The organism is Francisella sp. XLW-1 (genome assembly GCF_008711455.1).
Taxonomy (GTDB): domain Bacteria; phylum Pseudomonadota; class Gammaproteobacteria; order Francisellales; family Francisellaceae; genus Francisella; species Francisella salimarina.
Window position 1 is genome coordinate 183,647 of record NZ_VXKP01000001.1, and the last position, 21,899, is coordinate 205,545.

A 21,899-nucleotide genomic window follows, 5' to 3' on the forward strand; every position below is an offset into this window, starting at 1 on the left:
CTATTGAATGTTATAATCTCATCATTATAACATCCGAACTTTTTTTATGTTACTTGAAAATCAGAGCATCAAAAATGCCTTAGTAATTTTTAAATCAAAACCTGCAAAGGTTATAGAGATATTAGATAAAAAAATAGAAATAGAGACTTTAGATAGTAAGAATATAAAATTACCTGCAAAAAATGTTCAAATACTTACAGTTGTAGACCATGATTTCGATTTGGATAAGCTTGAGAGGTTAGAAATTCCTGAGTTAGAGTTAACATGGGAATTATTGCAAGAACAACAACAAACATCTATTAATGAATTAAGTGAGCTTCTTTTTGAATCCGTAGGAGCTAATCAAGCTTATACTGTATGGCTTTTGGTTTCAGAGGGAGAGTATTTTAGCTTTAATGATGACTTTACTATCAATATTCATACACAAGAGCAAAAAGATCAAGTAGTCAGGGATAAACAAGAGAAGCTCAAAAAAGAGCAAGAACTAAATGATTTTATAGAACGTCTAAATAATAAGACTTTTAATGTCGAAGACACAAAGTTCCTTAAAGAGATAGAGGCTTTAGCAACACTTAAAAGTACAAAATGTCGTTTCTTTAAATATTTAAATATGGAAGAGTCTGAGAATAGTGCGTATAAGCTACTCTTGGATATTGATTATTGGGATGAATTCTTTAACCCTTATCTATATCGATATGGTGCGGAATTAGAAAGTAATACTATTGATTTTAAGTATAATTCTGAGTCAGATAGTCAGCGTGCTGATCTAACACATCTGACTGCCTATGCTATAGATGATGAGGGTAGTAATGATCCTGATGATGCAATTAGTTGGGATGCTCAACAAAATAAAATGTGGGTTCATATCGCTGACCCTTCTTCTAGCATTAGTTTTGGGGATGAAGTAGATCTTGAGGCTAGAGCGCGAGGTTCTAACTTATATGTGCCAGAGCATATAATTACGATGTTGCCACCTCAAGCAACACAAAAGTTAGGTTTAGGCCTACAAGAAGTATCTCCAGCTTTGTCAGTAGGGTTTAGAATTGATGAGTCAGGTGATATTCATGATATTGAGATATGTTTTAGTAATATAAAAGTTACTAGATATTCTTATGAGTTCGTTGAAGAAAATATCTCTAATCTAGAACTTGGAGAAATAGAGGTTTATGCTAAATATTTCACTGATAAGCGTTTGGCAAAAGGAGCGGTAGAGCTTGATTTTCCTGAGATAAAAATATTATTAGATAATGATAAGAATGTCAGACTAACTGACTTACCACGCTTAAACTCAAGAACATTGGTGCGTGATACTATGCTGATGGCTGGAGTTGCGATTGGACAGTTTTGTAAAGAAAATAATATTTGCGTACCTTTTTCGACACAGCCAGAGCATGATCTTAAACAAGACGATTTAGAGAATATTGACTCAATAGCTGATATGTTTGCAACACGTAAAAAGCTCCAAAGAGGTAAGTACTCTACAGAACCTGATGTTCACGCAGGTATGGGTTTAGATTCTTATGTACAAGTGACAAGCCCTCTAAGAAGATATTTAGATTTAATTGTTCATTATCAATTACGTAATTTCTTAGAAAATAAGCAAATGATTAGCATTGATGATGTTGATAATATAATTGCTCAAGTAGATATTCCTATTAAGTCAAATAGACAAACAGAGCGTTTTTCTAATTCTCATTGGAAATTAGTCTATCTAATGCAGAATCCTAATTTAGAGTTCCAGGCAGCAGTTATTGAAAAATTAGATAAAGGTCGCTTAATGGTTTCTATCGCAGATTTAGCGATGACTAAAAAACTTGCTGTTAGTGGTAAGTACGATTTAAATGATCAAATAAAATTACAAAATACCTCTATAAACCTTGTTACACAAGAGGCTTTCTTTAAGGTTATTGAAGAGAATTAACCGAGTTCTAACAATAAATCAACAGTTTTATCCACAGGGTGTGAGAAATAGCTGCAAATAAAAGAGCGATTACTTCTTAAGTTATTTAGCCCTTGTGTATCAATGGTTTTAGACCTGTATCAAATCTTTACTAATTTGGTAAATTAACATTTTTAACAAAAGTTTCATATAGATATGAACAAACTTATCCACAATTGGTGTTGATATTATTCTTTCACAGCTTGAATTACTTAATGTGTAATGCTTTGAGGATTGTTTAACTTTTTAGATATTAATAAATTTTTCAAATTAATGTATCATTCTAACTAATATTAGAAGAATTAGAATTTTTATGAATTACGAGCTTATTGAGTCGCCAAAGCAGTCTAAGTTTTGTGTTATTTGGTTGCATGGTCTGGGCGCAGATGGACATGATTTTGTTGATGTCGTTAATTACTTTGATGTTTCATTAGATGAAATTAAATTTGTTTTTCCTCATGCTGATGTTATGCCTGTAACTATAAACATGGGGATGCAGATGCGTGCTTGGTATGATATCAAGTCACTTGATGCTAATAGTCTAAATAGAGTGGTTGATGTTGAAGGTATAAATAAATCAGTTGCAAAAGTTAATGAACTAATAGATAGTCAAATCAATCAAGGTATTGCTAGTGAAAATATCATCTTAGCAGGCTTTTCTCAAGGGGGTGTAATCGCAACTTATACAGCTATTACGTCTCAAAGAAAGCTTGGAGGTATTATGGCTTTATCTACATATTTGCCAGCATGGGGTGATTTTAAAGATAAGATTACATCTGTAAATAAAGGACTACCTATACTAGTTGGTCATGGTACAGATGATCAGGTATTGCCCGAAGTTCTTGGCCGTGATTTATCAGATAAGCTAAAAGCCAGTGGTTTTGCTAATGAGTATAAACACTATGTGGGTATGCAACACTCTGTATGTATGGAAGAAATAAAAGATATCTCAAACTTTATCGCAAAGACATTTAAAATATGAAACAAATAGTTGTAGCTAGTCGTGAAAGTAAACTAGCATTATGGCAGACAAATTTTGTCAAAGATCGTATCCAAAATGAGCTAAATATTCCTTGTCAAATAAGCACTATGAAAACGCAGGGCGATATTACTCTGGATAAACCACTTAATAAAATTGGTGGTAAAGCGCTGTTCATGAAAGAGCTAGAAATAGCTATGCTTAATGGTAAGGCTGATATTGCTGTTCATTCTCTTAAAGATGTACCTTATAAATTACCAGATGGTTTTTGCTTAGCCAGCTTTATGCCCAGGGAAGACCCTAGAGATGCATTTGTATCTAATAAATATAGTTCTATAGATGATTTACCGAAAGGTGCAATCGTTGGTACATCAAGTTTACGCCGTAAGGCTCAGCTTTTGAATTATAGAGATGATCTTATAATTAGAGATTTAAGAGGAAATGTTGTAACAAGGCTATCGAAACTTGATGGTGATGAATATGATGCAATTATCTTAGCGAGTGCTGGACTTATTCGTTTAGGGCTTAACGATAGAATAACACAGTATATTCCGGTAGAAATATCTTTACCAGCTGTAGGTCAGGGTATAGTAGTTGTAGAAGCTTTGAGTAAAAGTAGTAAGCTTTTAGAAAAATTACAAAATCTAAACTGTAGTGATAGCTTTTGTGTTGCTACTGCTGAAAGAGCATTCAATCAAGAGCTAAAAGGTGGTTGTCATGTTGCAATTGGTGCATATGCAGAGTTACAAGGTAATCAGATAACTCTCACAGCAATGGTTGCAAGTAGTGATGGTAAGAACATCTTAAAAAGAAAACTTATAGGAGAGGATCCTATTAAACTTGGTAAATCACTAGCTCAAGAAATGATAGAGCTAGGAGCATATACAATATTGGAGAAATAAGAAATGGGACTTTTATTAGTATTGGTTGGTATCGGTGGTGGCCTTGGTGCCATGTCAAGATTTGCGTTGACTCAAGCAACAGCAAATATTTCTAAGCAAATTCCTTTGGGTATATTACTATGTAACGTTATTGGTTCTCTAATTATTGGAATGATGGCAGCTTTTTTGATAGAGACTAAGCTCTTTAATGAAGATATTTCGACATACGTTCGATCTCTTTTTGTTACAGGTTTTCTTGGAGGGTTTACTACCTTTTCTAGTTTTAGTTTAGATATCCTCAACTTACTACAACGTGGGGAGGCATTATTAGCTATTGGATATATCCTTGTTAGTGTAATTGTATCTTTAATAGCCGTTATTTTAGGCTTTTATTTTATAATGGGAGTATATAGATGAAAAGGCTAGTATCTTTGGTTTTAGTAACTTTGCTTATAGCTAGTTGTATACCTTTCCTTGGTGGTGATATGGTAGTTCAAGATAATAGATTTGAATCTGATGGCGGTCGATATGGTCTTGAAATGCAACAAGGAATTTCTGTTAAACAGGTATATACTGCAATCAAAGAGGCTATAAAACAGCATCCTAAACAGTTTGAAGTAAAGGGTGATGACTATAGTGAACAAAAATCTACAGTATGGACCTATTCTAATAAATATAAAGAACTTGTTACATTTGAAGCAACCCAAAGAAATGACAGAGTATACTTAGAAGTCAGTATGGGCGAACAAGGTCAGTCTAAGCAGGATATGCAAGCTATATATCATATTCAAGATTTGGTACTAAATAATTTACAACAGTCAAAATAGTTAGAGCTATTTTTTCAGTATTTTCCAATACCTTATAGTCATATTTAATCTTATTTTTAATCAGCAATAGTAACTTTTTGTCATATATGTATCAGTAAAACTTATATGCGAAATAAAAAATATCAATTTGAAGTAAAGTAAAGTTTAGTTTTTAATATGTCAAAATTTATGGCTATCACGGGGCTTTTGCCAAATTGATAAATATGGGGTGATAAGTTATGAAGTTTATAAAAAACCTATTTGTATTAGTATTGATAGTAACTATCACATCATGTGTAACTATAAGTAATAACTCAAATACTAAAAATGGAGTCTTAGTAGGTAGTATCGTAGGAGCTATTTTAGGACTAATGTGGAGTGTTATAACGTTAAGTATACTGTATATCCCATTATAGTAGTCGACATTTATGGTGGAGTAGTAGCTAGTTAAGATATAGCGCAAAATTAGAGTTGTTATTGATCGTAATAAATAAGGAGCATCATGAAGAAGTATTCGGTAATAGTTTTGTCAATATTGTTAATAGGATGTTCAAGTAATCCAAAAATTACAGAAGTAGGACCTGGAGTAATCGTTTCTGAGAAGCAACTATTAACAAAAGAAGAAGTAAAAAAGCAAGAGACCAAAGATGATGTCCTTACTGGCACAGGTGGTGGTGCCGCTGTTGGTGCTGGTACAGGAGCTGTATTTGGAGGAGTGTTTGCATTAGCAATAGGTACTGCAGTATGCACGATTGTTACTTTAGGTTTAGGGATTGTTCCATGTGTTGCTGCTATGGGAGGTGTTGCAGCTGTTGGTGTGGGAACAGGCGCTTTGATGGGAGCTGGAGCTGGGGCTTTTATAGGAGCAGGAAGTGGAGCTCTAGTAGGAGCTGGTGGTAGCTACATCTACGCATCTACTAAAGATGTAGATAAAATAAAAGGTAAATATCAGTTTGAGGTTTTAGAGGATGGTAAATCTTCACCGATAACATTTGAGCAGTTTACAGATGTTGAATATGCTTCAGGAGACAAGGTAGATATTTATCAAAGTGAGTATAAGGATGTAAAGACATACTTTATAAAGCAGTTAGATCAAGATAGCAATGAAGATGCAAAGATAGAAAAAGATTAATTATTTTTCTACTTTAAAAACGGTACCACAGTATGGACAAGTATTAGTTTTCTTATCTTGAAGGTCAATATAAACTCTTGGGTGTAAATTCCAATTCTCATGATATTTTGTTGGACAAGATACTCTTTCGCCAGGTTTTACTTTTATAATTTTTTGTTCTTTTTTCATTTTTGCAATTTAATAATGCTTACAGTTACCTTGATTCTAGCAAAATATTATCAAATTTATAATACAAAAACAAAGCTAAATAGCATATACTAAAAGCGTTGTTGAAAAAAACCAAAGGGTTTTGACATATGAAAAGATTATATAATTCTAATATGTCAGCAAAGGTTTCTCGCACTAAGTGGGATATTTTAGCGTTATCAATTATACTTTTAGTATTAAGTATATTTGTGTGGTCAACCTCAGGTTTAGGTGGGAATATAGACTATACAAATCAAACAAGTGTTCAACAGTATTCGGAAGTTTCTTTAAACCTTTGGCTTTTGCCCTACTATACAGCAGAAACAGTTATGCGGATGTTTATTGGTTTAGGTATTTCTTTACTGATTACATTTATATTTGGAGCATTAGCAGCAAAAAGTAAAAGAGCAGAGAGTATAATTATTCCTGCTGTAGATATTTTACAGTCTATTCCTATTTTGGGTTTCTTTGCTATTACAGTTACTGGATTTTTAGTTTTATTCCCAAGCTCACTATGGGGAGCTCAATCTGCTGTGATATTCGGGATTATAACAGCTCAAGTGTGGAATATGATATTAAGTTTTTATCAGTCTCTTAAAACTGTACCTAAAGAATTGGCTGAAGCGGCTGATATGTATCAGCTTTCGGCATGGCAAAGATTCTGGAAAGTTGAGGTTCCCTTCTCAATGCCAGGACTTGTTTGGAATACTATGATGTCAATGTCAGCTTGTTGGTTTATGATAGTTGCATCAGAGACAATAATTGTTAATTTCAGTGCTTCACAGTCAATACCTATTAACTTACCAGGTATAGGATCATTTATAGATGCAGCGAACAATGCTCAAGATTTTGGAGCAGTTGGTGCAGCAATAGTGATGATGTTAGTCACTATTATCTTGTATGATCAGCTACTCTTTAGACCTCTGGTTGTGTGGTCAGAGAAGTTTGTTTTGGGTGAGAATCAATCAGAAGTCTATAGTAAATCATGGTTTTTGAAGATATTGCAAAAGTCTGCAATAACAAAGCTTTTTTCGAATATGTTTGGAAGTATAACTTCAACTTTGGTAAATATAAGATTTTTTAAGAAAAATTTAAATAAAGTCTATAATCAACCAAGACACAGAAAGCAAGAAAGACAAGAAACATTGCTACAGAAAATATTGTGGAGAGTATTTACCTTGATGATAGTTATTGGATTGTTCTACTTTGCTTATCAAGCTGTGTATGGTAACAATTCTGATATTGGTCTATCAGAGACTTTTAAGGTTTTTGGGTATGGTTTACTCACAGGCTTTAGAGTTGTTGTGCTTATTATAATTACATCAATAATCTGGGTGCCGATAGGCGTATGGGTTGGTATGCGACCTAGAATTGCTCAAAAAGTACAGCCTTATGCACAGATGGCTGCAGCATTCCCAGTTAACGTTCTATATGGCATCTTTGGGACTTTAGTGATAACTCTGGGTCTTAACTTTAATATATGGTGTATTTTATTGATGGCTCTTGGGACACAGTGGTACATATTGTTTAATGTGATTGCTGGTGCTTCAGCAATTCCGGACGAGCTAAAACTAGCTGCTAAGAATATGCAACTAAAAGGTTTTATGAAATGGCGTAAGTACTTGTTCCCAGCAGTTATGCCATACTATGTTACAGGCGCAATTACCGCAGCTGGTGGAGCATGGAATGCAAGTATCGTTTGTGAATATATCAATTGGGGGACTGGAGATCAGTCAATAATTCAAGCATCAGGTCTTGGAGATTATATTACTTATTATACAAACCTACAGGGCGATCATACGGCAAATGTACTGCTAGGTGTGATAGTAATGTGTGTATTGGTAGTAGCATCTAATAAACTATTCTGGCGCAGATTATATAACTATGCAGAAAATCGCTTTAGTATGAATATGTAAGCATAGGAGATTTTTAGAAAATGAGTTCAAAAAAAATTTTTACAGTAGAAAAAGTTAATAAGCAATTTAACATCAAAGGTGGTCATACACTTAAAGTATTAGATAATATTGATTTTACTTTACATGAAGGTGAGATTGTCGCACTACTTGGTAAATCTGGATCTGGTAAGTCAACTTTACTTAGAATTATCGCAGGTTTGTTAAGTCCAAGTTCAGGTGAAGTAATGTATAGAGGTAAGAAAGTCTCCGCACCTGTTCCAGATATTTCTATGGTTTTTCAAAGCTTTGCGCTTATGCCATGGCTTACCGTTTTGCAAAATGTTGAGTTAGGCCTTGAAGCGCGTAATATTCCAGCTAGAGAGCGTAAAAAAAGAGCATTAAAAGCGATTGATATGGTAGGTCTTGATGGATTTGAGAATGCTTATCCGAAAGAGCTCTCTGGTGGTATGAAGCAGCGTGTTGGTTTTGCTAGAGCTCTTGTATTAGAACCAGATGTTTTGTTAATGGATGAGCCTTTTTCTGCCCTTGATATTCTTACTGCTGAGAACCTTAGAGAGGATTTACTTGATCTTTGGGAAAACAATGAAGCGATGAAAGGTATTCTGTATGTTACTCATAGTATTGAAGAAGCAGTTTTAACAGCAAATAGAATTATTATATTTGGCAGTAATCCAGGATTCATACGTGGTGAATTAAAAATAGATACTCCTCATCCAAGAAGCTCTCAAGATCCTGTAGTAGCAGATTTGGTTGATCAGGTTTATCGTATGATGACTACTGCTCAAACTAAAGAGCTATCTGAGCGTATGAACAAAAAGACTGCTATCACTATTGGTTATCGCCTACCAGATGTGGATATTTCAGAGATGAATGGTCTTTTAGATGAGATGGCTGAGATCAAGGATGTTGAAGCCGTAGATCTACCTCAATTAGCGGATGACTTGCATCTTGATATTGATGATCTATTTCCTATTATCGAGATTTTATCAATCTTACGATTTGCAGAAGTATCTGATGGTGATATCAAAATGACTGCTATGGGGCGTAAGTTTATTGATTCAAATATTGATGAAAGAAAGTTTATTTTTGGAAGATTATTCTTAAAGTATATTCCATTAGCTCGTCATGTTGTCAAAGTTTTGAGTGAAAGAGAGAGCCAATCTGCTCCTAGAAGTAGGTTCTTGGCAGAGTTGGATGATTATTATCCAATGGAAATCGCAGAGCGTGTATTTGATACTTTTATTGATTGGGCTCGTTATGCTGAACTTGTTTACTATGATGCTAATACTGGTGTTATCTCATTGGATGATAATGCTGCTGAATATATCAAAAAAATGTAAGAGTAAATTCTTTTTCCAATCAATAATTAATATCTGCCATTAAATATTAATATTTAGCGTCTATTATAAATAAAGTAATCTATCTTAACTTTTATTCAAAGATTTGATTATGTGAAACTATTTTCTAAATGGATATTTATATTATTTCTTTTTATCACAATAAAAGTATATGCAGGCGAGTCTGCTGAGCAAGCAAGCCTGTCAAAACAGGAAATGCAAATAATCTCTGATCTTCAACAGCAAATATCTATACTTAAGCAAGAAATAGGTAAGGTGCAGTCTCAAAATGTAGAAGCTAATAATAAGTCACAGTTTAGTACGTATCGCCAGAAAATAGCTAATGAAAATTTCAATCAACTTGGGCTAGATGGAGTAACTCCACAAGATATTGCTTCTAATATAGCAAGCGATGGTAAATCACTAGGTGATAGTACAGGTTCTCAAGGAGTTTTTGTATCAAATGGTAGAATTGATGTCGGTGGGACACCTGCAATTACGACTCAAGGTCAAATAACTTATTTGGGATCATATTCGGGTAATAACAGTATTCCGATAGGAATGATTTCAAGTAATCTTTTTGCATCGACAATATTGGGACAAAGAGATACTTTTGATGATTACTCAGTATTTTTTGGTGGGTACATAGAAGCAGATGCTCAAACATGGTTTGGGAGTCAGATAAGTAGAGCAGGTGGAGCTCCAAACTTTCCTGCTAATGGACAAAATATTTATTTAACTAATTCAAAATTATATTTTTTATCTAACTTAGGTCATTATGTAACAGCCCAATTTGATTTTGATACGGATGAGACAGGAGGTTTTGGCTTAGGGAATGCATTTGTTATCTTCGGTAATTTAGATACATCACCATTTTTTGTTACCGCTGGTAGAAGTAAGCTTTCGGTAGGGTCTTATGGTGGTGGTGGACCATGGACTAGTGGTATTATTGATGAGTTTTTATCGCCTGATAAGGTTACTAATGTTTCGCTAAACTATAAGAATGATATTATAAACACTAATATAACAGTTTTTGGCTCAGATGATAAAAGAGCTAATTTTTCAGCTGGATTTTTCTATACAGATTCTTGGACAGAAGATTTATCAGTTGGTTTTAATGCTGGGTATGTTTTTAATATTGCTGGTGCTGGTAATGGAAGTATTTCTCAATTCTTAGATAATATTGGAGAGAGTGAAAAGAACATTGGCGTGTTAAACTTTGATGGTACTATGGCATATTCAATGCTTGGAGGAATCTGGCAGCTGCAAGGTGGGTGGTCAGCTACAACAAATAAACAAGATTTTCACCAAAATGGGTCTAGTGTAAATACTGGTGCGTGGTATTTAGGTGTAGCTTATGCTCTTACACTAGGTGGAAGAGATACTAACTTTAACATTACGTATGGTCAATCATATAATGCTGAGAATATACCTATGCCAACTTCAAATGCATCTCCAACATTTGGTCTTACATCTTCAGGAATCAAAAATCAGATGATTGCATCGGCACAAAGGGCATATTTTGACAATAATGTTTTATTTGGTCCAGAATACTCATATCAGAGGTTATATAATGGTGAGAATATGAATACGTTAACGTTGGATTTATCGGTATATATCTAGAGTAGAACCTATAAACTATAAAGTGTTTTAGCCTATCAATATCATAGTATGTTTATGATAAAATACTGTTAATATATGTTTCATTATTTTTATTTTCCAAAGAGATTTATTCCATGCGTACAAAGAATTATTTAATCACAGGAGCAAGTTCAGGTATCGGTAGAGCTGTTTTGAATCAGTTGGTATCAGAAGGTTTTACTGTTTATAACATAGATATTGTCACTCCAGAAGAAGTTCTTGAAAAAGAGATATTTATCAAGTTTGATTTGTCTAAATATATGGATATTGATGCTATTTTGCCAAAAGGTATAGATTTTGATGGAGTATTCTTTAATGCTGGAATTCATCAAAGTGGGTCGATATTTTCTCAGTCTTTGGATGAAATAAATAAGTGTATATCAATCAATCTAATGTCTAGTGTGGTCATTTTGAAATCTTTGGCTGAGAATATTAAATCAGGAGCTTCTATAGTTTTTAATGGTTCAGATCAGTGTTTTGTTGGTAAAACGAATAATTTCGCGTATGGTTTGACTAAGGGGGCAATTGCTCAGATGACAAAATCATTGGCACTAGATTTAGCACCTAAAAATATAAGAGTAAATACTGTTTGTCCTAGTACTACAGATACTCCACTGTATAGAAATGCAATAGAAAAACACTCTTTAGTAAGAGGAATTGATTTATCCGATATTGAGAAAAGTGAGGCAAAAGAAATACCTATTAACAGAGTAGCCACTGCAGAAGAGGTTGCTAATGTTGTGATTTTTCTTCTGAGTGACAAAAGTTCATTTATGACTGGATCTTTAGTTCCGGTAGATGGGGGCTATACGGCAAGGTAAACTTTATGCAAAAAATAATAGACTCACACATTCATTTTTGGGATATTGATAATGGTTACAATAGATGGGTCAAGGATACCGATTTGCCTATAAAGGTATTACCGTCTGATTTTAAAATAGATAACTTTGTACATATAGAAGCTCATGCTGAAGATATTGATCATTTATGTGAATATAAGTGGTTAGTTGCTAATTTTAGCAACAAAAATATAAAAGTTATTGCATTTGTGGACTTTACACAGAATGTGCAATCATTCGAACAAAAAATAATTGAATTATCATCTTGTAAAGATATAGTAGGTGTTCGACAAATAATGTCTAAGGATTCTGGTGCTAAATATAGCCCTTTTGATAAAGAAATTCCATCAGACTTGTTTGAAAAATTAGTCATCTTAAAAAAATATAATATGATATTTGAATGTCAGATGTATCCTCAACAGTTTGTTAGTGCTGTGTCAGATATTCTTAAATCAAATGTGACTTGTTGTGTTGAACATTTTGGGCTACCTATAAAAACAAGAAAAGACAATCTTCTGTATTGGAGAGATTTGCTTAGGTATGTTGATAATAATCAAAATCTATATCTAAAGCTGTCAGGAGGAGATCTAAATAATGACGAGGACGATATTAAAGAGATCTTAAATGAGGTAAAAGATAGTGTTGCTACATCAAAACTTTGTTATGGTTCTAATTACCCTGTATCAAATAAAGATAATTATAATAAATGGTTTAATATAGTTTATAGCACATTTGCAGATGCTAAATCACAGCAAGATATATTCTTTAATACCGCTAATAAGTTGTATAGATTTAACCTTTAGTAGAGACTTTTGTTGAAGTATAGATATTTTTGAAGAAGATTAGATATATGCTTGTATAAGCTGTTATAAATATCATATTAATCGTGAAGTTTGACCAATACATAGTCCATAGAACACTTTTGTCTTTTATCATAATTGGGAGCATTACTATATTGTTTATTAGGATAACTATCGCAACACTTATTATAGTTGAGAAGAAGATATTATTTTTTAAGAGTTTCTTATAAATCCAACTAAAAATAGAGACTTCTGCTAGATTTGTCACAAAGGTGCTTAACATTCCTGATAAAAATAACAGTATCGTCGGCTCAGCGATTTGGTGTATAGCGCTTGATCTTATGTGATTATTATCTCCGATTATAGATATATCAGCCAAATGAAAAAATGATGATGAATAAACGCCAAAGGAGTATATGCCATCCATTACCATAGCTAGAATTATTAATTTATAAGTGTTTTTTAGGCCATAAATTATTGAACAAACATCTAACACGACAAAAATTCCTGCATATACCAAAGATGATTGTGTTATTACTAGGTGAATACCTAAAAAATTAATATTTATAGTGTTAAGAAAAAGTGGGTCACATAATATTTTCAATGTGATAAAAAGAGCAGCAGGAGTGATATATTTTATAAATTTATTTGACTCTAAATTATTAAGGTTAGCAACTTCCATGGTAATGATATTTGTGTTAAAACGCTATAAATTGTATATTTTTTGCATAAGAAATACGACAAAAATATTTGGTGTTTATATTTTAGAGTTGGGCATAGTGTGTTATCACATTGATAAAAAAACTAATATGGATATAATGTTTAAAACTATATTATTAAATATTCAATTAAGGCTATATTTTGGATAATAGTTTGGAGCTATTTCTGCATTCATCTAATTACATCTTATTAGCATCTGGCTTAATATTGTTTTTTGCGATTGTATCTCAGTTTTTATCATGGAGGCTAAAACTTCCTTCAATACTATTTTTGATCCTTAGTGGTATTATTTTAGGACCTTTATCTGAAGCTGTATTTCATGGAGGCTTTAAACTTGTAGATGGTACGATTATTTTTGGAGAAGCATTATCTCCATTTGTATCAATTTGTGTGGCCATTATCCTCTTTGAGGGGAGTTTATCACTTAATTTTAGTAAGATTAAGAGTGTCAGTAGTGTTGTAATACTTTTGACTACTGTAGGATTAGGGGTTACAGTGATACTCACAGCAATGTTCTGCTATTACGTCATTGGCTTGAACTTAGAGCTATCTATGCTAATAGGCGGTATTACATGTGTTAGTGGTCCAACTGTTGTACCTCCATTAATGAGAACTGTTAGACCGAAAAGACATATTGCAAGTATCTTGAAGTGGGAATCTATACTTGTAGATCCTATAGGAGCTTTAGTAGTTGTATTCATGTTAGCATGGTTCGTTATAGGGGGGAATTATGCAAATCAGCCTAATGGAACAAGTATATTCATAGCTTATATAATCTTCGTATGTATTTTGGGAATAACTTCGGGCTTTATTTTTGGCTACTTAATAGGACTGAGTTTTAGAAAGCATTATATTCCTGAATATCTAAAAAGTTTTTTTGTGTTAGCTGTAATAGTTGTAGGTTTTATAATAACTGACGCTACTATGCATGGTGCAGGGCTTTTAATGGTAACGGTTGCTGGCCTTGTGATGGCTAATATGAAAGATATTAAGATGTCTGATATTTTGTCATTTAAAGAAAATCTAAGTATAGTTATTATTTCAGTTCTTTTTATAGTGCTGGGTGCAGAGATAGATTTTAGTTTGTTCAAAGACTATTGGCTAGATCTAATAGTGCTATTTTTATTTTTACAATTTATTTTGCGCCCAATTGTAGTTCTATTATGCTCTATTAAATCTAAAACAACTTTTGCAGAAAGAATTGTCATGGGTATTATTTATCCACGAGGTATTGTAGCAGCATCTGTAGCGGCATTGGTTGCTGTAAGAATTACTAAATCTCATCCTGAATTATACGATGAGGCTAACACTTTAGTATTCTTTGTATTTATGATAATTGTTTTTACTGTGGTTTTTCAAAGTATATTTACTCCTTATATATCAAGACTTCTTAAAGTTACTGAACCTGAAGGTAAAGGATTTTTGATAATCGGCGGGAATAGGTTTGCACGTGAACTAGCAGAAGTGTTTGTCAAAAATGATATTGAAGTGGTTGTTACTGATTCATCTTGGGTAAATGTCCAAAAATGTCGTCAGTTAGGCTTGAATACATATTATGGTAGTCCTGTATCAGCACACGCTGACTGGAGTATTAATTTGGTGGGTATTGGAGCTATGCTAGGATTATCAACTAGCGAATATGTGAATGCTGTATCAGCCATGAAATATAGGTATGAATTTGGTTCAAATAATGTTTTTGTGTTAAGAGCATCTCAGAAAGAAAGCTACAAAGGCATAGGGTCGATAGAAAATAATCTAGCAAATCTGTTGTTTGAAGAGGGTACTGATTTCAACGTTTTAATAGAGAGAATGAATCAAGGTGCTACTATTAGGAGTACAAATATTACACCTAATTACCCACTCGAGAAATTCTTTAAAGATAATCCTAATGCTATAGCATTGTTTATAATTGATGATAATGGCTATGCTCAGCCTTTTGATAAAGATAAAAGGTTAAGATTTGATAGCTATAGTTTGGTATCATTAAGAGATGATGTTAGTAAGACTAGAGAGCAGCTATGTCTAGATGTGTAAGAGTTTTTAATGATAAAGTACCAAATATTGATGCTTCAGCTTATGTTGATGAATCAGCCGCAGTGATAGGAGATGTAATTCTAAGTCAAGATGCATCTATATGGCCTCAAGTTAGTGTAAGAGGTGATCTCTTAACAATAACTATTGGAAAAGGGACCAATATTCAAGATTGTAGTACATTACATACTACAGAGTACCCAAAGGATTCGGGTCAAGGATATCCTCTAACTATTGGAGATGATGTGACTGTAGGACATGGTGTGATATTGCACGGCTGTGAGATCAAAAATAATTGTCTAATAGGTATGGGGTCTATAATTCTTGATGGAGCTGTTGTTGAACCTTGGGTCTTCTTAGGCGCTGGAAGTTTGGTTCCTCCAGGTAAAGTTCTAGAGTCTGGTTATATGTATTTAGGGTCGCCGGTCAAAAAGATTAGGCCAATTAGTGATCATGAGAGACAAATTATCAAAGAAAATGCTGAGCATTATGTTAAAGTCAAAAATAGATATAAAGCACAAAATTAGATTAGTATTAACTCTGATTTTCGTATCGTTATTAGTATCGTGCACTAGCGTGCAATCTAGTATTGCTCCAATAAATGATAATATGAAATTTGATCAAAAATTGACATCTGAAGAGCTTTTGCAATTAAATAAGTGGCAGGCAAAAGGGGTTATTGGGATTATTTATAATAATCAGGCGGAATCTGCTAACTATATATACACTCAAGATGGTGATAAATTTAGTATTAGCTTATATGGTCCTTTGGGTATAGGTAGTGTTGAGATAAAAGGAGATACTGATGAGGTATCGCTTGAAAATAGTAAAGGACAAAAAATAGTAGCTAAAGATGCCAAAACCTTAATGTTGGAGCAGTTAGGCTGGTATGTTCCCGTTGATGGGCTTAAGTATTGGATCAAAGCTGTAGCTATACCAAATATCAAATATAATACGCAACTGAACTCGCAAGGGTTGCCACATAAATTATCTCAAAATGGTTGGAATATTTCTTATCAGAATTATGAACTAGTTGATTCTAAGTATCCGTTACCCGCTAAAATTAGAATGTCTAGAGAGAATATAACGTTAAAGATTGTTATAAAGTCATGGCAAATATAGAACCCAAAAATTATCAAAGTTATGCAAAAATTAATTTGTTTTTGCATATATTAAATAAGCGAGATGATGGATATCATAATTTACAAAGCTGGTTTACATTTTTGGATCTAAAAGATCATCTTAGCTTTAGGTTTAAAAATTATAGTAAGATTGAAATTACAAGTAATATACAAATAGCTTCCCAAGAAGATAATTTGATTTATAAAGCCGTTAAAGAGTTTCAAGAGGCTTATAATATTGAGAATATCGGAGTTGATATTGATATTATCAAAAATATACCAATGGGTGCTGGTCTCGGTGGCGGAAGTTCAAATGCAGCAACCACTTTAATAGCATTACGAGATTATTACTTACCTGAACTATCAAATGAGGAGATGATGCCTTTAGCTAAAAAGCTTGGAGCAGATGTGCCGATATTTCTGTATGGCAGATCAGCATGGGCTGAAGGGATTGGAGATATTTTATACCCTAAGGAATTTGAGCAACAATATGTACTATTAATTAAGCCTAATATTCATATTAGTACCAAAGAGTTTTTTGAAAGTGAGAATTTAGCTAAGACAAAGGATATATTATCAAAAGATCTGAGCTTTGATACTAACACTATGCATAATGATTTTGAAAATGTATTCTTTACAAAGTATCCTGAGTTTAAGCAATATTTGTATAGTATTGATGATGGTTTTAGAATGACAGGAACTGGATCATGCTTTTATCTACTTTCTAATAATATTAATAAACTACAGCAACTTGCAAGAAAATTTGATAAACCTCTTGACAAATGGGTGGTCAAAACATTAAACTATGCCTACTAACTTTAGTTAGTGCTTATGTTGGGCTATCGCCAAGCGGTAAGGCAACGGGTTTTGATCCCGTCATGCGCAGGTTCGAATCCTGCTAGCCCAGCCATAAAAATTCAATATTGTATACTTTAATTGTTCTAGTCAAAAATATCAGTACTATATATTGATCTAATAAATAATATATAAAAATTTTGCAGAGATGGCCTATTAATCGTTATACTATTTGCATAGATAAAATTTTTATATGGAATTAATATGTCTACACAATATCATATTGGAACACTTGGTAAGAAGTGGGACTCTGAAGAAAAAAAACAATGGTTATCTGAGCAAAGCAAAAAAAGATCGTATCAAGAAGAAGCTGAAAAAAAGATTTTAGCATTATCAAATGATTTTGATATCGATGTCTATGGAGAATTAGATTATTTAGTAGGCAGCTATAAGTTGTATGCACTTAAGACTAAAAACTGGGATGCTAGTAAGCCTTATGTTTTAGTTACAGGTGGAGTGCATGGCTATGAAACAAGTGGTGTACAAGGAGCTATTAGTTTTGCTGCAAATAGAGCTAGAGAGTTTGCAAGTGATTATAATATCTTGATCTTGCCTTGCTTAAGTCCTTGGGGATATGAAACAATTAACCGCTGGAATCCTAATGCTATGGATCCTAATAGATCATTCTATCTGGAGAGTGGTTGTGATGAGTCGGTTCTTGCAATGAAATATATTAACTCATTGAATATTGAACTTCTGATGCATATAGATTTGCATGAGACAACAGATACTGATGATAGTGAATTTAGACCAGCATTAGCAGCTCGTGAGGGTATAACTATAGATAAGTGGGGTATTCCAGATGGATTTTATTTAGTTGCTAATAATAGAAATCCACACTATGACTTCCAGAAATATATAATTGATGCAGTAGCTAAAGTTACTCATATTGCTCCTACTGATCCTAGCATAAATATATTAGGTGATGATATTATCAGAGATGGAATTATGGCTTGTGATTCAGACAAAGAAAAATTATGCATGTCTTTATCAAATGCTGAGTATACAACTACGACTGAGGTTTATCCAGATAGTCCAAGAACAAATCCTCAAGAATGTATACTTGCTCAAGTAGAGGCGATAGCTGCAGGTTTGAACTTTATTAGCCAGCAAAAAAATAAAAGGAAAATATAAATGTTAAATGGTTTGATTAATGTAGCGACTTTTTTGATAGATATTGTCTTTGGCATTTATGCTTTTATACTACTGTTTAGATTTTTCTTACAGTGGGTAAAAGCAGATTTTTATAATCCAATTTGTCAGATGATTATGCGTGCGACAAATGCTGCTATATTACCTCTCAGAAAATTTATACCAGGATTTTTGAATCTAGATTGGTCATGTATAGTAGCTGTGTATATTGTATTTGTGGTGCAGGATTTACTTGTAGGCTTATTAAATGGTATTGGTCTTAGTTTGATGTTTATTTTCTTTAAACCGCTGATTGATATAGTTTTTGCAGTTATTAATATGTATGTATATTTGATAATAATAAGAGCAATATCTAGTTGGTTTGTTCAAGGAGGCTATAATCCAATTATTATGGTTATATATCAAGTTACGGAGCCATTATTATCAAGAGCTAGAAATATAATCAAACCAACTAATTCAGGATTTGATTTTTCTCCAATTATTGTATTAACTGGTCTATTTTGTATTCAGATATTCATACAAAGCATTATTGCTCAGTTTTTTCATTACTGATTAATAGCATGTAGAGTCGAGCTAATATCTCTAATGACTATTCTAGTTGAATCACATTCGAGATCACTTTAATCAACTTTGCAGATTTAGATCCGTTCCTTAGGTTTAGGCCTAATTATATGATTTTGATCATTTTGATACGCCACACACTTTGAAAAAAGTTCTTTTTCCTGAAAAATATCGATAGATATCTGGCTATTTGTTCTATCTGATAAGTTCAAAAGAACTGAAAGTCCAGATGCACCAAATCCAATGATGGCAATTTTTTTAGACATTAATAAAGCTCCATGTAAATTTCTTAAAATTAGATTTAAAAAGGTTTGCTATTTATGATTTGTTTTTCAATCTTCTTATAATTCCCATGGTTTAGAGTAATTAAACTTTCTTCTTGCATCAGTCAAACTCATTCCCATTTCTATTGCTTTAATTATATTCTTCTCATTTTTTTCAATATTTTGTGCTCTGTAAACTACCTCTTCAATCATATTTCTAGATATAAAAATTACTCCATTAACATCACCAATGATCAAATCTCCATGATTAACTTCAACATTACCAATTTTTAAAGAACATCTTTCAGATACTTTTTTTACTCTATTTTTACCTGAAGCCATAGAGACATGGCTACTATATATAGGAAATTTGCTTTTTTGTATTTCATCCAAATCTCTAATAGCCCCATATACAACAGCCCCTCCGATTTTTCTTGAAATAGAAAATTTTGTTAATATTTCACCCCATGTGGTACACTAATCTCTCCCAGAGTTATCTATCAGAATCACTTCTCCTTCTGAAACATTATCTATATAGTTACCAGCATCTTTAAAATCACTATTATTTTCTAAAATATCATATTTTACAGTATAGGCAAATCCTATTAAGCTAGGGTTTAAGCTTCTAGATATAAACTTACCAATTCTATTTTTAATTCCTAAGCTATCTAGTGCATCTGATATTGAGCTGGTATTCAATCTTGAAAAAACTTGTTTATATTTAGCAATATTCATAACATCTCCATTAACCATTTAAAATCATCTATTTCTAATAACAAAAATACAGGAAATTATTATTATTAACATTCCAAATATTTCTATTAATGTTGGAAATTTATTCCAGAAAATAATATCCAATATCCCGGCAAAAAATATTGATGTATACATTATTGGAGCTAGGTTTTTAACATTCCATTTTTGATATGATTTACCTGTGAAAAATTGATAAGAAAGAGTACTTAATGAAATGCCAATTATCACAACCCATAAACCTTTACTATGATAATCAACTTCAAAAACTGAATAATTGTTAAATATATAAGCATAGGCACTTATTAAAACAGCTATCATAGTAGAAAATACATAAAACCAAAGCATACAAGAAAGATTAGACTCATTCCTAACATTTTTTTGTAGAATAATTTGTGAACATGCCAATGAAAATCCAGATATAATTCCAACAATGGAATATACATTTAGAAAAGATTCTGAACTAGGATGAAGAGTAATACAAACACCTATCAAACCAACTATGGATGCTAGTATAATACTTTTTTTCACCCTCTCCTTAAAAAAGAGATAAATCAAAATAGGTATAAATAATGGTGCAGTATTAAATAATAACGTGCCCATTAATACACTACTGTGCTTCACTGTATAAAAGAAACTTGCTTGATTTATTATAAAAAAAACACTCCTAATAAAATGGCTTTTAATATTTATAAGAGAAACGGTTATTCTCAGATAATACAAAAGTGTAAGCATTATTATTAGTGGTACAAAGCATCTAACTAAGAGTAAAAATAATATACTTACATCAAATCTAGAAAAAAATCCCACTAAAGTCATACTAATACTCGCAAGCAGAGCAAAACATATGGCAGACGAAATATTCGTTTGATTATTTATCATAGATTTCTCCTACAACAGAGTCTTCTAATATCCCCTTATTGTAGTTACCAGCTAATAAATGATTTTGATAAAATCCAGATCCTGATAGAATTCTAAAAGTATGTTTAACACCCGCTGGAATAAATACAGCAACAGGAGCATCTAATACGTAGCTTTCATCTTCTATTTCAAACTCAATCTTTAATCCATCAAGGTTTTCACCCTTACCCATAAAAAAGTTAATGTTATTAACACAATGTTGATGGGGTGAAACATACTTTTGAATATCCTTACTTTCATTTATTTCTCTTACTATAAAATACTGATTTACATTAGCCAATAAACTATCGTTCAGTATTTCAAAGCGCCTACCAGGACCTTGCTTGTGATATTTTAATTTTCCTTCATTTACCTTTGGTTTTATAATAAAATCTTTAAATTGATCATAGTTGTTAACTCCAAGATAAACTTCTATTAACTTATAAAATCTTTCACTTTTATATGGTAAAGTTGAATTAGGATAATAGATTTCTAAAATATCTTTTAGAATATATTTTTTATCTATATTACTAAAGTCACTAGAAATACTAATAAGCTCATCATGTTCTATTAGATGTTTTAATATCAAAAATTTTATAAGATCATTGTTACCAGAAAATCTATAATATAATCTAGGATTATCAATATTTTGATTAATTATTTCATGACTCTTATCTATAGATTCTAATGTATTAATGCTAATCTCTCTTACTATAAGAACTTCATCTCCATTTAGTTGTGTATATTCTGTAAAATATAAATCTCCTTTAGATTTAATATAAAACTCGTAGCCTCTAGATTCAAAACTTGTGAACATTTCTTGGTTTGTGCTGTAAAAACTATTACTTCCAATATTAATCTTTTTTATACCAAGTTCACCAAGATGATTAATCGTATTGATTACACATTCTTTAATACGTTTATTAGAGAGCTTCTTATTATTCATTAAGAGGGGAATTGTATTGTCAAACCATCTTATATTTCTCATCTAATCTATTTCCTTATCTATTCTGAATTCTAATATCTAAAATTACTAAAGTTTTTTGTTCTTTAATTATTTCTATAGCTTTTATAATTTTATTTTTCAGAT

General features: G+C 32.3%; 24 protein-coding genes, 1 tRNA gene and 1 pseudogene. 19 read left to right on the top strand and 7 right to left on the bottom strand.

The features are described 5' to 3' along the window. Positions 1–46: 46 nt before the first annotated feature. From F3D59_RS00900 to F3D59_RS00925, 7 genes are all read left to right on the top strand, one after another. Entirely contained in the window at positions 47–1,921 is a 1,875-nt protein-coding gene (locus tag F3D59_RS00900) for a ribonuclease catalytic domain-containing protein (protein WP_150463447.1), read from the top strand. 331 nt (positions 1,922–2,252) lie between these two features. Continuing rightward, positions 2,253–2,921, top strand: a complete 669-nt coding sequence (locus F3D59_RS00905) for a dienelactone hydrolase family protein (RefSeq protein WP_150463448.1) — start codon at positions 2,253–2,255, stop codon at positions 2,919–2,921. After that, complete coding sequence (gene hemC, locus F3D59_RS00910) at positions 2,918–3,820, top strand: hydroxymethylbilane synthase (protein ID WP_150463449.1); 903 nt, start codon at positions 2,918–2,920, stop codon at positions 3,818–3,820. The genes F3D59_RS00905 and hemC overlap by 4 nt, the downstream gene beginning before the upstream one ends. A 3-nt stretch (positions 3,821–3,823) precedes the next feature. Next, the gene (gene crcB, locus F3D59_RS00915; RefSeq protein ID WP_146421652.1) at positions 3,824–4,216 is read left to right on the top strand and encodes a fluoride efflux transporter CrcB; all 393 of its coding nucleotides are present in this window, start codon (positions 3,824–3,826) and stop codon (positions 4,214–4,216) included. Next, positions 4,213–4,626, top strand: coding sequence for a hypothetical protein (locus tag F3D59_RS00920; protein WP_150463450.1), 414 nt, complete (start codon positions 4,213–4,215; stop codon positions 4,624–4,626). The genes crcB and F3D59_RS00920 overlap by 4 nt, the downstream gene beginning before the upstream one ends. Before the next feature lie 218 nt (positions 4,627–4,844). Continuing rightward, complete coding sequence (locus tag F3D59_RS09925) at positions 4,845–5,021, top strand: hypothetical protein (protein ID WP_191092407.1); 177 nt, start codon at positions 4,845–4,847, stop codon at positions 5,019–5,021. Between the two features lie 86 nt (positions 5,022–5,107). Then, positions 5,108–5,737, top strand: a complete 630-nt coding sequence (locus F3D59_RS00925) for a hypothetical protein (RefSeq protein ID WP_150463451.1) — start codon at positions 5,108–5,110, stop codon at positions 5,735–5,737. On the opposite strand, the gene F3D59_RS00930 is transcribed toward F3D59_RS00925, so the two are convergent. Beyond that, complete coding sequence (locus tag F3D59_RS00930; RefSeq protein ID WP_013921922.1) at positions 5,738–5,905, bottom strand: zinc-finger domain-containing protein; 168 nt, start codon at positions 5,903–5,905, stop codon at positions 5,738–5,740. Between the two features lie 128 nt (positions 5,906–6,033). Between F3D59_RS00930 and F3D59_RS00935 the strand changes: the two genes are divergently transcribed. The 5 genes from F3D59_RS00935 to F3D59_RS00955 all read left to right on the top strand — a co-directional run bounded on the left by F3D59_RS00935 (position 6,034) and on the right by F3D59_RS00955 (position 12,459). Beyond that, positions 6,034–7,839, top strand: a complete 1,806-nt coding sequence (locus F3D59_RS00935) for an ABC transporter permease (protein WP_150463452.1) — start codon at positions 6,034–6,036, stop codon at positions 7,837–7,839. Positions 7,840–7,859: 20 nt separating this feature from the next. Beyond that, the gene (locus tag F3D59_RS00940; protein WP_150463453.1) at positions 7,860–9,179 is read left to right on the top strand and encodes a nitrate/sulfonate/bicarbonate ABC transporter ATP-binding protein; all 1,320 of its coding nucleotides are present in this window, start codon (positions 7,860–7,862) and stop codon (positions 9,177–9,179) included. Positions 9,180–9,290: 111 nt separating this feature from the next. Then, positions 9,291–10,799 carry a DUF3573 domain-containing protein gene (locus F3D59_RS00945; protein WP_150463454.1) on the top strand — a complete coding sequence of 503 codons (1,509 nt, stop codon included), beginning with the start codon at positions 9,291–9,293 and terminating at the stop codon, positions 10,797–10,799. A 113-nt stretch (positions 10,800–10,912) separates the two neighbouring features. Continuing rightward, a complete protein-coding gene (locus F3D59_RS00950) occupies positions 10,913–11,638 on the top strand; it encodes an SDR family NAD(P)-dependent oxidoreductase (RefSeq protein WP_150463455.1) in 726 nt (241 codons plus the stop codon). 5 nt (positions 11,639–11,643) lie between these two features. Then, a complete protein-coding gene (locus F3D59_RS00955) occupies positions 11,644–12,459 on the top strand; it encodes an amidohydrolase family protein (RefSeq protein ID WP_150463456.1) in 816 nt (271 codons plus the stop codon). On the opposite strand, the gene F3D59_RS00960 is transcribed toward F3D59_RS00955, so the two are convergent. Next, positions 12,449–13,138 carry a VUT family protein gene (locus tag F3D59_RS00960; RefSeq protein WP_013921928.1) on the bottom strand — a complete coding sequence of 230 codons (690 nt, stop codon included), beginning with the start codon at positions 13,136–13,138 and terminating at the stop codon, positions 12,449–12,451. The two genes, F3D59_RS00955 and F3D59_RS00960, sit on opposite strands and share 11 nt — an antisense overlap. A 179-nt stretch (positions 13,139–13,317) precedes the next feature. Between F3D59_RS00960 and F3D59_RS00965 the strand changes: the two genes are divergently transcribed. From F3D59_RS00965 to F3D59_RS00995, 7 genes are all read left to right on the top strand, one after another. After that, complete coding sequence (locus F3D59_RS00965; RefSeq protein ID WP_150463457.1) at positions 13,318–15,210, top strand: cation:proton antiporter; 1,893 nt, start codon at positions 13,318–13,320, stop codon at positions 15,208–15,210. Further along, positions 15,195–15,734 (top strand): gamma carbonic anhydrase family protein, encoded by a 540-nt coding sequence (locus F3D59_RS00970; protein ID WP_146421660.1) that lies wholly within the window; start codon positions 15,195–15,197, stop codon positions 15,732–15,734. The genes F3D59_RS00965 and F3D59_RS00970 overlap by 16 nt, the downstream gene beginning before the upstream one ends. Beyond that, positions 15,697–16,329 (top strand): lipoprotein insertase outer membrane protein LolB, encoded by a 633-nt coding sequence (lolB, locus tag F3D59_RS00975; protein WP_395166648.1) that lies wholly within the window; start codon positions 15,697–15,699, stop codon positions 16,327–16,329. Before F3D59_RS00970 ends, lolB begins: the two co-directional genes overlap by 38 nt. Next, the gene (ispE, locus tag F3D59_RS00980) at positions 16,317–17,144 is read left to right on the top strand and encodes a 4-(cytidine 5'-diphospho)-2-C-methyl-D-erythritol kinase (RefSeq protein WP_150463459.1); all 828 of its coding nucleotides are present in this window, start codon (positions 16,317–16,319) and stop codon (positions 17,142–17,144) included. Before lolB ends, ispE begins: the two co-directional genes overlap by 13 nt. A gap of 19 nt (positions 17,145–17,163) precedes the next feature. Beyond that, positions 17,164–17,238 (top strand) — tRNA-Gln (locus F3D59_RS00985). A gap of 149 nt (positions 17,239–17,387) precedes the next feature. Continuing rightward, positions 17,388–18,317, top strand: a complete 930-nt coding sequence (locus F3D59_RS00990) for a M14 family metallocarboxypeptidase (protein ID WP_150463460.1) — start codon at positions 17,388–17,390, stop codon at positions 18,315–18,317. Next, complete coding sequence (locus F3D59_RS00995; RefSeq protein ID WP_150463461.1) at positions 18,318–18,887, top strand: YggT family protein; 570 nt, start codon at positions 18,318–18,320, stop codon at positions 18,885–18,887. It abuts the gene before it with no gap. Positions 18,888–18,973: 86 nt separating this feature from the next. Here the strand turns inward: F3D59_RS00995 and F3D59_RS01000 are convergent, their stop codons facing one another. The 5 genes and pseudogenes from F3D59_RS01000 to F3D59_RS01020 form a co-directional block, all read right to left on the bottom strand. Next, entirely contained in the window at positions 18,974–19,162 is a 189-nt protein-coding gene (locus F3D59_RS01000; RefSeq protein WP_150463462.1) for an FAD/NAD(P)-binding protein, read from the bottom strand. A 75-nt stretch (positions 19,163–19,237) separates the two neighbouring features. Further along, positions 19,238–19,621 (bottom strand): annotated as a pseudogene (locus tag F3D59_RS10205) (RraA family protein); the annotation flags it as partial. A 15-nt stretch (positions 19,622–19,636) separates the two neighbouring features. Beyond that, complete coding sequence (locus tag F3D59_RS10210) at positions 19,637–19,894, bottom strand: hypothetical protein (protein ID WP_191092408.1); 258 nt, start codon at positions 19,892–19,894, stop codon at positions 19,637–19,639. Between the two features lie 24 nt (positions 19,895–19,918). Next, positions 19,919–20,791, bottom strand: a complete 873-nt coding sequence (locus F3D59_RS01015; protein ID WP_150463465.1) for a DMT family transporter — start codon at positions 20,789–20,791, stop codon at positions 19,919–19,921. Next, entirely contained in the window at positions 20,781–21,797 is a 1,017-nt protein-coding gene (locus tag F3D59_RS01020; protein ID WP_150463466.1) for a hypothetical protein, read from the bottom strand. The genes F3D59_RS01015 and F3D59_RS01020 overlap by 11 nt, the downstream gene beginning before the upstream one ends. Positions 21,798–21,899 lie beyond the last annotated feature (102 nt).